The sequence below is a fragment of the Pseudomonas sp. AP19 genome, from assembly GCF_001728855.1.
Taxonomy (GTDB): domain Bacteria; phylum Pseudomonadota; class Gammaproteobacteria; order Pseudomonadales; family Pseudomonadaceae; genus Aquipseudomonas; species Aquipseudomonas fluorescens.
Genome location: NZ_LXJP01000089.1, coordinates 1 through 14329, shown reverse-complemented (window position 1 = coordinate 14329; position 14329 = coordinate 1). Strand labels below are relative to the sequence as shown.

The 14329-nt window shown below is 59.8% G+C and carries 9 protein-coding genes; 6 read left to right on the top strand and 3 right to left on the bottom strand.

All coding sequences use genetic code 11. The features are described from left to right. Nucleotides 1-98: 98 nt before the first annotated feature. Complete coding sequence (locus tag A7D21_RS32415; protein ID WP_069553689.1) at nt 99-974, bottom strand: Dyp-type peroxidase; 876 nt, start codon at nt 972-974, stop codon at nt 99-101. A 148-nt stretch (nt 975-1122) separates the two neighbouring features. Here A7D21_RS32415 and A7D21_RS32410 point away from each other — a divergent pair, with 148 nt between their 5' ends. Together A7D21_RS32410 and A7D21_RS32405 are read left to right on the top strand one after the other, a co-directional pair. Then, entirely contained in the window at nt 1123-2739 is a 1617-nt protein-coding gene (locus tag A7D21_RS32410; protein WP_053256874.1) for an NADP-dependent glyceraldehyde-3-phosphate dehydrogenase, read from the top strand. 157 nt (nt 2740-2896) lie between these two features. After that, complete coding sequence (locus A7D21_RS32405) at nt 2897-3958, top strand: FUSC family protein (protein WP_069553690.1); 1062 nt, start codon at nt 2897-2899, stop codon at nt 3956-3958. A gap of 71 nt (nt 3959-4029) precedes the next feature. Here A7D21_RS32405 and A7D21_RS32400 read toward each other — a convergent pair whose 3' ends face one another. Together A7D21_RS32400 and A7D21_RS32395 are read right to left on the bottom strand one after the other, a co-directional pair. Continuing rightward, the gene (locus tag A7D21_RS32400; RefSeq protein ID WP_083272288.1) at nt 4030-8160 is read right to left on the bottom strand and encodes a YncE family protein; all 4131 of its coding nucleotides are present in this window, start codon (nt 8158-8160) and stop codon (nt 4030-4032) included. Between the two features lie 299 nt (nt 8161-8459). Further along, the gene (locus A7D21_RS32395; protein ID WP_069553687.1) at nt 8460-9212 is read right to left on the bottom strand and encodes a TetR/AcrR family transcriptional regulator; all 753 of its coding nucleotides are present in this window, start codon (nt 9210-9212) and stop codon (nt 8460-8462) included. Nucleotides 9213-9571: 359 nt separating this feature from the next. Here A7D21_RS32395 and A7D21_RS32390 point away from each other — a divergent pair, with 359 nt between their 5' ends. The 4 genes from A7D21_RS32390 to A7D21_RS32375 are packed head-to-tail and all read left to right on the top strand — an operon-like array spanning nt 9572 to nt 14219. Beyond that, entirely contained in the window at nt 9572-10279 is a 708-nt protein-coding gene (locus tag A7D21_RS32390) for an ABC transporter ATP-binding protein (protein ID WP_053256877.1), read from the top strand. Then, nucleotides 10276-11493 (top strand): ABC transporter permease, encoded by a 1218-nt coding sequence (locus tag A7D21_RS32385; RefSeq protein WP_053256878.1) that lies wholly within the window; start codon nt 10276-10278, stop codon nt 11491-11493. Before A7D21_RS32390 ends, A7D21_RS32385 begins: the two co-directional genes overlap by 4 nt. Further along, on the top strand, nt 11486-12973 hold the full coding sequence (locus A7D21_RS32380; RefSeq protein ID WP_069553686.1) for a TolC family protein: 1488 nt from the start codon (nt 11486-11488) through the stop codon (nt 12971-12973). The genes A7D21_RS32385 and A7D21_RS32380 overlap by 8 nt, the downstream gene beginning before the upstream one ends. Beyond that, nucleotides 12963-14219 carry an efflux RND transporter periplasmic adaptor subunit gene (locus A7D21_RS32375; RefSeq protein ID WP_053256880.1) on the top strand — a complete coding sequence of 419 codons (1257 nt, stop codon included), beginning with the start codon at nt 12963-12965 and terminating at the stop codon, nt 14217-14219. Before A7D21_RS32380 ends, A7D21_RS32375 begins: the two co-directional genes overlap by 11 nt. Nucleotides 14220-14329 lie beyond the last annotated feature (110 nt).

Here is a 14329-nt window from a genome sequence, read left to right as displayed (position 1 = left end):
CAGGCGCAGGATTCAGGTCAGACACAAATAAGTATGGGCGCTGGCTTGCCTGCGAGGCGGGTGACGGATGGCGGGTGAAGACCCTTGCCACAGAGTGTTTAGCTTTGCGCTGTAACCGCGAGTGCACTCAGGTCCAGATGCCCGTCCTTGAGTGGCGGGCACCAGTAATAGCCACCGGTCAACGGCGTACTGATGCGATACAAACCATCCACAATCCCATCCTCCAACCCACTCATGCGCCGCAGTTGCGCTTCAAACGCATCAAAGGAATGGCCAAACGCAAGGAACATCAGCCCCGCCTGGCCGTTCTCGGCCCACGGCATCGAGCGGCGGACCACGAAGGCTTCCGGGTTGAAGCTCTCCTGGGCGGTGCGCTTGGTGTGGGCGGATTCGGGGGCGTCGTCCAGCTCTTCGTTATCGCCATGGCGGCGGCCGATGATGTGGTCACGCTCCTGGGCCGGCAAGGCGGCGAAGCCATCGAGGTCGTGCTGCCATTGCTGGATGGCGGCGAAGCTGGCGCCGCTGTCGGTCATGGCGGCCTCAACGGCGGCGTCGTCGTGGGGGTTTTCGGTGCCGTCTTCGTAATCGGTCAAATCGAAACCGGTCTTGTAGCGGAAGCCCTCGGTCATCTGGACCAGACGAAACGCCGGGGCCAGGGCTTTTTCAAAGGTGCGGCTGCGCAACAGCAGCTCACCGCGATCCACACCATGCAGCCACACCCACAGCGCCTGCTGAGTGGACGGGTTATGCGCACCCGGGCCGCTGACGGCGGGAAAGGCGCGCAACCCTTGCACCTGAGTGCCCAGGGCAGATACCAGCGGCTCACCGACACCGACCACCACGGCCGAATCCGTCAACTGCACCAGCGCGTCCAACGCAGCAGGCACCGCCTGCAGGGAATCCACGGCAAAAAACAGATGGCGTGCCTGCAACGGCACCGGTGCGGCAAGAATGCCCGGCTGGTACTGACTCATGTGAACTCCTTCAATAAAGCCGCGTAGTTTACTCCGGCAAGCGTGGCACACACAGCGGTGCGCACAAGAAAGCGCACAAGCCTTGCCATAGAGCCGCTTGTTGGGCGACTCTCTAGTCATGTTTTGCAACTATTCCAGGGGTAGCGACATGACCACCAGTAACCTGCTCGCCCAGCTGTTTCCCGCCTCCACCGCCGACATTCCCGAGCAATTTCGGCTGGGGGGGCCGATTGAACAGCGTGATTACCTCGTAGACGGCCAGTTGCAGGTGTGGAACGGCCCATTGGCCCAGGTGCTGAGCCCGGTGCAATTGGGGGATGAGCGGGTGCATATCGGCAGCACGCCGCTGTTGGATGCCGACACCGCCCTCACCGCCCTGGACGCCGCCGTGCGCGCCTACGACCGTGGCCAAGGTGAATGGCCGACGATGCGTGTGGCTGAACGTATCCAGCATGTGGAAGCGTTTTTGCGCCGCATGCGCGAACAGCGTGATGCGGTGGTCAAGCTGCTGATGTGGGAGATCGGCAAGAACCTCAAGGACTCGCAAAAAGAATTCGACCGCACCTGCGACTACATCACCGACACCATCAACGCCCTCAAGGAACTCGACCGCCGCTCCAGCCGCTTCGAACTGGAACAGGACACCCTCGGGCAAATCCGCCGCGTGCCGCTGGGTGTGGCACTGTGCATGGGGCCGTATAACTACCCGCTGAACGAGACCTTTACCACGCTGATCCCGGCGTTGATCATGGGCAATACCGTGGTGTTCAAGCCGGCCAAGCTCGGCGTGCTGTTGATTCGCCCATTGCTGGAGGCGTTCCGCGACAGCTTCCCGGCCGGGGTGATCAACGTGATCTACGGCAGTGGTCGTGAAACCGTCAGCGCGCTGATGGCCAGCGGCAAGATCGATATCTTCGCGTTTATCGGTACCAACAAGGCCGCCAGCGATTTGAAAAAACTGCACCCCAAACCGCACCGCTTGCGTGCGGCATTGGGCCTGGATGCGAAAAACCCCGGCATCGTGTTGCCAGAGGTCGACCTGGACAATGCGGTCAATGAGGCGGTCACCGGTTCTTTGTCGTTCAACGGCCAGCGTTGCACCGCGTTGAAAATCCTGTTTGTGCATGAAGACGTCGTCGAGCGTTTCATTGAGAAATTCAACGCCAAACTGGCAACGTTGAAGCCTGGCATGCCGTGGGAAGACGGCGTTTCACTGACACCGCTGCCGGAAGTGGGCAAGGTCGACTACCTCAACGCACTGGTGGCCGATGCGGCGCAGCACGGCGCCAAGGTGGTGAATACCAATGGCGGCGCGAGTCGCGGTGCGTTCTTCTACCCGGCCGTGCTGTACCCGGTGAACCCGCAGATGCGCGTGTATCACGAGGAACAGTTCGGCCCGGTGGTGCCGATCGTGCCTTACCGTGACCTGGAGACGGTGATCGACTACGTGCTGGACTCGGATTTCGGTCAGCAACTGAGTATTTTTGGCACCAACGCCAGGCAAGTCGGGCGGCTGGTGGACACTTTTGCCAACCAGGTCGGTCGTATCAACATCAACGCCCAGTGCCAGCGCGGGCCGGACACCTTCCCCTTCAACGGGCGCAAGAACTCGGCCGAAGGCACGTTGTCTGTGCATGACGCGCTGCGCGTGTTCTCGATCCGCACGCTGGTAGCGACCAAGTTTCAGGAGAGCAACAAGGCACTGCTCAGCGACATCCTGCGCAACCGTGATTCAAGTTTCTTGACCACTGACTATATTTTCTAAAAATGGCGCAGTTCAAATGTGGGAGCGGGCTTGCTCGCGAAAGCGGAGTGTCAGTCGAAACACCTTTGACTGATCCAGCGCATTCGCGAGCAAGCCCGCTCCCACACTTCAGACTGCGTTCGCCCTCACGACTAAGGCCACTTTACTACCGATGAACCTGCATTTGCCCGTGTTCGCTCGGCGCTTGTTGCGCCCTTTGCTGGACCCGTACCGTCGCTATCGCCATGCCAAGCTGATCCACGCGGTACGCGTGTCCATCGGTTTGCTGGCGACGATCCTCCTCACCACCGGCATCAACCTGCCCCACGGTGAATGGGCCTCGGTGACCATGCTGATCGTCATCGGCGGCTTGCAGCACCACGGCAATATCGGCAAAAAAGCCGTAGAGCGCGCCTATGGCACCCTGATCGGCGCCAGCGTGGGCTTGCTGTTGGTGGTGCAACAGGCGTATTTCGGCCAACCGCTGTTGACGTATATGTTGATGTCGGTGGTGTGCGGGTTCTTTTCCTACCACGCGATCGGCAAGGGCGGTTACATCGCGCTGCTGTCGGCGATCACGGTGTTTATCGTCGCCGGCCATGGGGACAATCCGATATCGGACGGCCTGTGGCGCACCGTGGATATCCTGATCGGCATTGTGCTGGCCCTGGCATTTTCGTTCGCCTTGCCGCTGTATGCCGTGTACTCGTGGCGCTACAACCTGGCCAGTGCGTTGCGCGATTGCGCGCAGATTTATAGCCGGATCATCAGCGGTCAGTCAGTCACCGATGATGAGCACCTCAAACTGCTCAACCGCCTGAACGCGGCGATGCTGCAACTGCGCTCGTTGATGCCGTCGGTGTCCAAGGAAGTACGGATTTCCATGACCGAACTGGACGCGATCCAGCGGCATTTGCGCATGTGCATCAGCACCCTGGAGATTCTTGGCAATACCCGGCCCGATCCACGGGATGAACAGGCGATGGCGCGGATGCAGATGCTGTTGAAGGCCGAACATCGGCAGATTCGCGTGCAGTGGGTGGGAATGGCGCGGGCGTTGAAGTCGGGATTTACCGAACGGCTGGAGCGCTCGACCGTGCATGCCGCAGACGAAAGTGGGCTGGAGGCGCCGGTGCAGAGTGCGTTGGATGGGTATCGGTTGTTGACGTTGCAGTTGGCGAGCAACGTGGAGGCCATGCGCCAGAAGCTTGCCAAGACATCGAGCCACTGGAAGATCTGAACCGATAAAAAAGGGGCAGTCCACCCTCACGTGGAGCTGCCCCTTGCATCTACATCGGGTGACCCCTCTCCTTAAATCGAAAAGAACGACACGATACCCGTTGCCTGATTAACCAGAAGCGCAAGACTACCGTCAGAGGTGAAAGTGATGTCGGCAAGGTTGTCGAAACCCGTAAATCGATTAATGACTGTTTCCGTCACGGTATCGATAACGAACAGCGAATCGCGATAACTCGTCGTCCCCCCTGGGCCTACTGACCCCACATAGCATTGACGGGCAGTCGGATGCATCTTGACGCCCCAGGCGTAATGGAACCCCCCCAGCGATTTGATAAGGGCATTGTTCACAGGATTAATGATCCGCACAAAATCGTTATCCGCGACATAGATACGGGCGGATGGAATGTTGTTGGGATTGAAGACGAGATCCTGAGGCCTGGAGAACCCCGTAACTTTGGCTACCACACCACTCAATCCGTTGGCATTGACGGCCGTTACTTGCTGTTCTGCGGTGAAGTAAATCTGCGTTTTTTCCGGGTTGAGCGCCATCGCGATAGGGTTTGGCGTAGTGGGGATCCGACGCAGCTCACTGCCGGAGATTGCATCAAGAACGACGATCAGCGACGGCACATTCGTCGAGACAAACAGGCGTGAACCATCCCCGTTGAGTTCAACCCCCTGAACCACGTCAACACCCTTCACATCAAACCTCATCAGCACACCGTGGGTTGCAGGATTGATGACGGTGACGGTGCGCCCAAAGAAGTTGGCGACATAGAGTCGGGAGCCGTCCGGGCTCAGCACCATTTTGAACGGTGAATTAATTCCGGGGATGGTATCAATGACCTTGCGGGCATTCACATCGATCACTGAAATCGAATTGCCGTGGTGGTTGGAGACAAACGCTTTGTCACCCGCCTTCGAAAGAACCGCAAATTCCGGGCTCTGCCCTACCGCAACGTTGGCGATAACCCCCGTCCGTTGTTTGACGGTGTAGGTCGTGACCGGAAATACCACGGACGTCGATACATCATCACTGCCATCAAACGTCACTCGGCACTCAATCACGATACTGCTACCGTTGCGTACCCCCTGCAGCCAGGCTCTGGAAACTGCCACATTCTTCAAGCCACTCGTCGCCTCAACCCCACTAATCGGATAGGCCCCCAGCACAGTTGATTGGACTACACCCTCAGCGCGTGCGGTGATCCACACCTTTTGCCCGGCAGCACTCAAACGCCAGGGGCTCAATGCCAGGAACCCATCGCCATTGAACGTGGTCAGGTCCAACGTGCCTTTATCGACAACCCCGTTAATCACTGCCTGCGGCAAGTCTGTCGCGCGGACAGCTTGTACCGTCAGTTGCTGGGCATCAGACGGCGTCACTCGGGTGCCTGACGTCACCTTGTAACGCAATGTGATGACCTTACCCACACTCGCCGCGATGATTGGCGCACTGATGGCGAAATCTACGCGCCCACCGGCCACTCCGTTCTGTGCAGCGATAGTGGCCAGGGTGCCGTCCGGGTAGATCCACTCCAGGACAATTTTTTGCGTAGCCGTCATGGCTGGATACGCCACCGCCACTATTGCATTTTTCTCGTAGTCCAACGGGTAAACGGTAATCGCGGCCCCAGGTTTGTTGGCAAAGCTCGGTGCCGGCAGGGTGGCTGCCAATGCTTGGACAATATAGTCGGCGGTCCCAAACAAGAGCGCGGTGTCCTTGTCGGGGATCTGCGCAAAACTGACCCAAAAGCGAATGGTCAGGTGCGAGCCGTCCTTGAGTCGACGCAGTTGATCCACCGGCGTTGCAGGCGAAATGCCCTTGACGACGCCGTCAGCCGTCACCTCATTGGCGGTGTAGGTATCTTCGATATAGGACGTGCCGTCGGCAAAAGTGCCTTCGTAGGTCATCCACATTAATTGGTCTTTATTGATTAAATCCCATGCGGCGATACGGGTGCGGGCCGTATTCGGCAGGCTAAAGAGCGGCAGCAGGGTCTCGCCAGCCCCGTCGATGATCGGCGTCGGCAGCTTCTCGAGCGGCTGCAGGACAAGCGTCAATATCTCGGACTTGTAGGTGAATTGCCCACGGGTAAAGCTGTACCGCACGGTGATTTTATTGCCGTTGGGGCGCACGCCCTTGGAAATCACCTCAGGCGGGATAGTGGCATTGACCTTGTTGGTCTTCGGGTCACCCGCCACTTGCACCACAATACTGCTGACCCCATACGCTCCCAACCACTCGACAAAAATCTGGTCATCGGCGCGCATCTGTTTGAACGCGACCTCCACGGTGGCGCCCTTGACCACCGCTTTGGGGTCAAGTTGGTCCTGCAGACTGCCGGCCTCCAGCACTTTGGGCAGTTCCAGTTTCACCTCCGCACCGACGGTAAGATCAAGCACACTGGAGCGCAAGACTTGTCGAGGCGGCCCCGCACGTTCAATGCTGTAGCTGACACTGATGCTGGCGTTGAGGTTGTTATCCAGGACTTTACGGTTAACCGGGAAAAACACCAACGGCAAGGCGGCCCCCGCGTATGCACTGTTGATCGGGATTTTGCCACTGGCAGAGCCGTTCGCGTCCTTGCCGACCACACTCCAATGCAGCACGTCGCCGGCAATCGTATTCCCGTAGGGGAAGATCAGTTGAATTTCAGGGTCTTTTACATCGGCAGGGTCGATGTTGTTACGGCGGGAGCCTTGAATGATCGGAGCTTCCAACACCGACACACGCTCACCCACCTGAGCCTGCAGCTTCACTGATTCACGCAGGGACGCCGATGTGCCCTCACCGTCATCGGTGGTGTAATAAATCTGGAACGGGCCTAGGCCTTCAAACGCCTTGAGTGCCTCCTTGGTCACGCGGCGCGTGCCGCCCTGGACGCCTGCCGGTTGCGGCAGGGTAAGGCTTACGCTGCCGTCGAGGGCTTCGAGCACCAGGGTTTCCAACAGAAACTCATTGTGCGGCTGGTAGGTAGGTAGTGTTACGACAATGTCGGTATTCGAAGGGATCAGCCCCGCCTCAAACGGGCTGACGGTCACCGCCGGCATTGATACCGGCAAGCCCGTCACACTGACCGTGTAACTGCCCGACTTGCCCAGCAGTACGCCAGCGCTGGTGCTCAATTCGTACGTCACTTGAAAACGCCCCTTGGCCAGCTCCGTGAAAAGGTCGTAGCTGACGGGGATCCGTTGGTAAGCCTTGGTGGTATCGGGGAAGGGCCCCAGTGTCACTGTCTTGCTTCGCCCTTTCTCCGGGAAAAGCTTGAAAATCAACATGATCCGATTTTGCGGGTTGGGTTTGGGCGACCTGCGCGGCCGATAGACCTCCACCTCCAACTTGGACCGGTTATTGAGGTTAAGGTCCAGTTGATCAGACTCAACCTCATCGACAAGAAAGGTCGGGTATTCCAGCAACGACGAGTCAAGTTCCGACACCAGTTTGTAGGCTTTGCAATACAGCCATTCCCCCTCGGGAACGTTGCCCACCACGTCTTTAACCGTAAAGGCGACCTCTACCGGCCCATTCTGATTGCCCTGCTTGATAATCTCCGGGCTGATAAATACCCGGATCGGCCCAGGCCCGGCAGCCTCTTCCGGACTGACCACATGCTCCACCGCCAGCCCGTCATAGCGCACGGTGATAATGTCGTTTTTACGGATATACAGGTATTTGGTGATCAGGCACCACAGCCCTTCTGCGGTGTTGTCCTTGTTCAGGACCGAGCCAGTGGGCAGGCCTTCTATCGACATATTCAAACCACTGTGCCACTTCTTCGTGACCTCCTGATCACGACCGCCGGGGTTGGTCAATTTGATCAGGATGGTTTGGGTGATCGACCGGCTCTCCTGCAAACTGTTGGCTCGCACGAGCCGCCCGAACATAGGGACTTCGCCCTGGGGCAGCTTGCTCACCGTCAGGTAGTAAGCGCTGGCATCCGCGTCACTGATGGTATTTGAAGCAGCAGGGTTGTTCAGGTCCTGAATGCGGATTGCGTAATAGTCGCCGAGCGCACGCTCAGCCCACGGAAGAAAGGTGAACATTGCAGGCGATACATGACGGATGCCCATGCCCCATACGGCAGTCTCGGGGTACAGGGGAGGCGTACTGGTAAATTGCGGCTGTAACTGCACAGCAGGGAAATATGAAGTGGGCGGTGCAAGATCGAGATCATAAGAATCAGTAGGCCGGCTGGACATGACTATTACCTTACTGGTTGAACGCGCGCCACACTGACGCACGAGGCAAGGTGAATAAGACGTCGGGAAGAGGAGCCGAATCTACTGTCAGAATTGACAGTGGCGACGAGTGGCTGGGGCCCGGCAAAAAACAACGGTTTCTGCGGGTATTCGTGAATCTCTCTGCACCCAGCCTTTTACTTACATTTTTTTCACGCTTTATTCACATCCGCAGCCGTAGGGTGAAGCCTCATCCGTTACAAACGCTGCACATCAAAACCCGCCGCCCCAGCGGGTTTTTTTTGTCTTGGATTTGGGGTTCAACGGGCCGCTTTGGAAGCAGGCGCAGCAGCTTGTTCACGAATCGCACGCTGGGTATCCAGCACCTTGGCCAGCGCGGTTTCGGCCTCAGGACTTTGTTGCGGCACACGAATCGCGGCCGAGACCAGCGTGATCAACTTAGCCATCACTTCGGCATCAGTGGCCGGCCGGCCCAGGCTCATGGAATTCATCAGCAAGCGCAGTTCCGTCCCCGCCATCACCCCGGAAATCGCCTTGAGCGCAAATTGCAGGCGCACACCCAGCTCGTTGCGTGGCAAGTCCGGCAATGCCAGGGCGAAGGCTTCGAAGAAGCGCTGAAATACCGGCTGGTAATGCACCTTGAGGTATTCCTGGATAAACGGCGAGGTGTCGCTGTACACCCGCCCCAGGAAACGAATAAACGAGCGCCCTTCGCCGCTGGCCGGGTCGCTGCGTTCCAGGCCCATGGCCGGGGCAAACAGCACCCCAAGCAAGGTGTCGCAATCGAGCGGGCCGCTGGCTTCAGCTTCGCAGCGCGCAAGCAATTCCAGGCGCTGCTCGTTGAGCGGCTCCAGGCGCTGCATCAGCAGGGTTTTCATCAGGGAATCCTTGTCCCCGAAGTGATAGTTCACGGCGGCCAGGTTCACCTGCGCGCGCTCGGTAATCTGCCGCAGCAGCACGGCGTCATAGCCGTATTTGATGAAAAGAGCCTCTGTCGCATCCAGCAGTCGAGTCTTGGTAACGTTTGGAGCGCTGAGTTTCTTCGCGACCATAAGAGTTCCACGGGGGGAAATATTGTTTTAAAAAATAATTTGATTTTTTATACCGGGGCGGCCTGTCGAAAGCAAGCAGTGGCACGCCTTCATCCCTATAAAAGCCTGTATAACCGGGCGTTGTGAAGATAGACGAAGGCATTGCTGAGCGCCTGAACCGAGCCGCAGAAAAAAGCTTTCAAAGGATAAAACCGCTCTACATCCACCGCTGGCGAAGCGGATTGAACGCGGTTACTATTCAAACAATATTTTAAAAACAAGAAACAAAACCAGTCCGTGACGCGTACCAGGCAGCTCCCGAACTTGTTACAAAGATTTACCGGGGGCATGACGGCACCGTCGAGACTGCAGGCGTAGTCATGATGACAGATACCCCCGCGCACCCAGGCTTGATCTCCCTGCAAGGCATCGGCAAAAGCTATCAGCTCGCCGGGCAACACCTGTCCATTCTTAATGATGTGTGCCTGTCCATCGCCAGCGGCGACAGCTGCGGCATTCTCGGCGCCTCCGGTTCCGGCAAAAGCACCCTGCTCAATATCCTCGGCTTGCTGGACCTGCCCAACTGCGGCCGGTACCACTTTGCCGGTCACGATATTTTCAGCGCGACGCCCGATGAGCTGGCCGCGATCCGCAACCAGCAGATCGGTTTTGTGTTCCAGAGCTTCAACCTGCTGCCGCGCCTCAGTGCGCTGGACAACGTCGCCCTGCCCCTCAGTTACCGCGGTGTGTCGCGCCATGAATCAGTGGAGCAGGCACTGCGCATGCTCGCGCAAGTCGGCCTGGCGGAGCGCGCCCACCATCGCCCCGCCGACCTCTCCGGTGGTCAGCGCCAGCGCGTGGCGATTGCTCGCGCCCTGGTCGGCAAACCCTCGGTGATCCTCGCCGACGAACCCACCGGCAACCTCGACAGCACCACCGCCCAGGAGATCATGGACTTGCTCCTGGCCCTCAACCGCGAACAGCAGGTGACGCTGATCATCGTCACCCATGACGCGCATATCGCCGAGCGCCTGGAGCGCAAGATTCTGGTACGCAATGGCGTGGTGCAGGAGGCCGAGCGCCTATGAGCCTGCGGGTAGAGCGCAGCCTGCGGGTTGAACAGAGCCTCAGCCAACTGCTGCATGAAGCGTTCGTCAGCCTGCGCACCCTGGGCAAACGCTCAGTCCTGGCACTGCTGGGTATCGTGATCGGCAGTTCATCGGTGGTGGCGTTGATCAATATCGGCCACAACGCGGCGGTGGATGCCGCGCTGATTTTCAAGGACATGGGCACCGACACCCTGGTCGCCCAGTTCCCGCCCAAAGGCAACAGCAATGCACTGATGCGCGCCAGCCTCGACCTCGACGCGGTACGCCGAACGGTGCCGGGCATCGGTCATATCGGCGCGCTCAGTGTGTTCGGCGGGCCCATCGTGTTCCACGGTCGCACGGTCAGCGCCAACGTTGTCGGCACCACGCCGGACATCAAGGACGCCATGCGCCTGGCGGTGCGTGAGGGGCGTTTTCTATCGAACTTCGACGCCGGCGAAACCTACGGCGTGGTCGGCGACCAGATTGCCCAGGCCCTGAGTACGCCGGGCGACCCACTGAAGTTGGGTGATCGCGTGCGCATCAACGATTACCTGTTCCTGGTGGTGGGCATCCTGCACAACCAACCCCGCGCCATGCTGATGCCGGTGCAAGCCAACGAATCCCTGTTCATCCCCGCCGAAGGCATGCGCCGCATCTACCCGACCCCGCAAATCAGCAATGTGCTCATCCGTGCCATGCCCGGCCAGGACATGGACCGCATCGCCCGCGACGCCGCCGTCGCACTGAAAAGCCAGCTCACCGACCGCGATGTCGACATCCAGGTGCCCCAACAAATGATCGATGGCATGACCCGGCAAAGCCGCACGTTCGCCTACTTGTTGCTGGCCCTGGGTGCCATTTCCCTGGTTGGCGGCGGTGTCGGGGTGATGAACGTAATGCTGATGAATGTCTCGGAGCGCCGTCGTGAAATCGGCATTCGCATGGCCTTGGGTGCGCGCCAGCGCGACATCCGCAACCTGTTCCTGCTGGAGGCCGTCACGCTGACGGCCGTCGGCGCATTATGCGGCGCGGTGCTGGGCATGACTGCCGCCTGGCTCTACGCCTGGCTGTCGGGCTGGCAGTTTGCCCTGGCTGCCGCCGCCCTGCCGTTGGGGGTCGGCAGTACACTGCTGGTCGGCCTGTTCTTTGGCATCTACCCGGCGGTCTCGGCCTCGCGGCTGCAGCCGGTGGAGGCCTTGCGTGATGAATAAATGGCTCGGCTTGCTCGTGCTGGTCAGCCTGCCGGGCATGGCCGCCGACGTGGTCATCAACCCGTCCGCCCCCAGCACCACGCGCAGTGGTTACGATCGAAGCGTGTCGCTGAACGCGCAAGTCACCACGATGACCTTGGGCGATGCGGTGTACCTGGGCTTGCGCAACAACCCGGCGATCCGCAGTGCCTACCTGCAGCGGGTGGCGCAGAAGTTCGATCTGCGGGTGGCCGAAGACACGTTCAACCCCAAGCTCACCCTCAACAGTTATTACCGCCAAAGTCGCGGCTCGGTCGATAACTCGCGCAATGCCAACCTGGCCCCGAATGCAACCCTGCTTGGCGAGTACGGCACCCGGCTGAGCATGGCCTGGACCCAACAACTGAACACCGCCGACCGTGCTGGCCGCTACCGCAGCGACGGCCTGGACCTGGCGCTCATCCAGCCGCTCATGCGCGGCGCAGGTTGGGACGCCACCACCGCGCCGCTGCGCCTGTCGCGCCTGTCGGAGCAGGCCAACCGCCTGAACCTCAAGGCCACCGTGGCGCAGACCATCAGCCAGATCATCGCCACTTACCGTGAATTGCTGCGCGCCCAGGAGCAGTTGAGCATCGTCCAGGATGCCCTGAAACGTTCCAACACCTTGCTGGAAGTGAACAAGGCGCTGATCAGCGCGGGGCGCATGGCCGAGTTCGAAATCGTGCAGACCGAAGCCGATATCGCGACTCAGCAACTCGGTGTGGAAGAAGCCCGCAACCAGCTGGACACCAGCCGCCTGGCGCTATTGCGCCTGTTGGCCCTGGACCTATCGACGCCGATCCGCGCCAGTGAGGCGCTGGAAGCCAAGCCGATGGTCATCGACAAGCGCCAGGCCTTCAACCTCGCGCAAACCCAGCAGCCGGAATACCTCGCCGCCCTGCTCGGTAGCCAGCAGGCCGACCTCAACCTGGTCATCGCCAAGGATTCCGGACGCTGGCAAGTGGACCTGGTGGCCGGGGCCAACCAGGTACGCGATGCCTACAGCAACAGCAACATCGACAATGGCAACAACCATAACCGCACCTGGAACAGCTACGCCGGTGTGCAGGTGCAGATCCCGATTGGCGACATCAGCACGCGCCAGGCCGAGGTGCGAGCACGGGTCAATGTGGAGGATCAGGAGATCCGCATCGCCGATGCGCGCCAGGACCTGGAGCGCAACGTCAACGACGTGGTGCGTGACCTCGGCACCCGCTGGCGCCAGTATGAAATCTCCCAGCGTGCCGTGGAACTGTCGCGCCGCAAGATCGAGATCGAGCGGGAGAAACTCAGCGCCGGGCGCTCCAGCAACTTTCAGGTGCTGAGTTTCGAGGCCGACCTGCGCAATGCCGAGAACGCGCAGCTCAACGCGCTGATCGCTTATTTGAACGCCCAGACCCAGTTCGACCTGACACTGGGCATGACGCTGGAAAGTTGGGAAATCGCCCTCAATGACTACTAATAAAAAACGCCTGCTGGGCGCTGCATTGATCGTGCTGCTGACGGGCGCCGGCGTCACCGCGCTCAGCCACCGCAGCGATGCCGGGCAGACCGATACAGCCGAACAATGGCTGGCCGTGAAACCTGACCCACTGGTGCATCAGATTGGCCTGGTGGGCAAGATCGAACCCGACACCATCATCACCCTTACCGCGCCGTTCGACGGCAACGTGCTGGCCAACCTGGTGGAACAGGGCCAGCGGGTAGACGCCGGCCAGGTGCTGCTGCGCATGGACCCGGCCACCCTCGAAGTGCAACTGCGCGATGCCTTGTCCGCCCAGCTCAAGGCCCGGCGCACCGTGCAAGAGATGCAGGACTGGAACAGCAGCCCCGCCGTCAGCCGTGCGCGCCGTAGCCTGCGCACCGCCGAAATGACCGCCGGTAACACCCAGCGCAAACTCACCGAGAGTGAAAACCTCTTCAAGCGCGGCATCATCCCGCGCAACGAACTGGATGACCTCAAACAGCAGACCCAGCAGCAGCAACTCGACCTCGCCTCTGCACGCATGGATTTGCAGCAGGCACAGGCGCAGGGCCAGGGCGAGTACAGGCAAATCGCGGACATGGAACTGACCAATGCCACAGTGAAGTACGAGGCGCTGCACACGTTGCTCGATGGCAAGGAGGTCAAGGCGCCGTTCTCCGGCATCGTGGTGCCCGCACCCGGCAGTAATAATTCGCCTCAAAGTGGCGGTAACAACAACGCGCCGGTGCAGGCCGGCAGCAAGGTGAGCCAGGGGCAGGTGCTCTTCGGCCTGGCCAATATCGAGCGGCTGAAAATTGTCGCCAGGGTGTCGGAGTTGGACATCAACCAATTGCACCCGGGCCAGGCGGTAGAGGTGATGGGCGATGGGTTCGACGGCGAGCGGCTGACCGGGTCCGTCAGTGTGGTCAGCGGCCTGGCGATTGCCAGCGACAGCCAGGGCAGCGCGCAGTTTCCGGTGACGTTGTCGATCCCCAAGCTCACCGCCCAGCAGTTGCAACGGGTGCGGCTGGGGATGAGCGCACGCTTGACCATTGTGACGTACAACAATGCGCAGGCGATCGTGGTGCCGAGCCAGGCCATTAACCGCGATGACATGACCGTGGAGTATCGGGCGGCGATGGATAAGCCGGTGGAGCGGGTGAAGGTGACGACCGGACAGTCGACCGCCCAAGGCGTTGAAGTGTTTGGGCTCAAGCCTGGGTTCGTAAAAGCAGGAAGTTGAACACACTCTCAAGATCAATAGAGATCCAAATGTGGGAGCGGGCTTGCTCGCGAAAGCGCAGTATCAGTCGGCAAGGGGCTAACTGATCCACCGCTTTCGCGAGCAAGCCC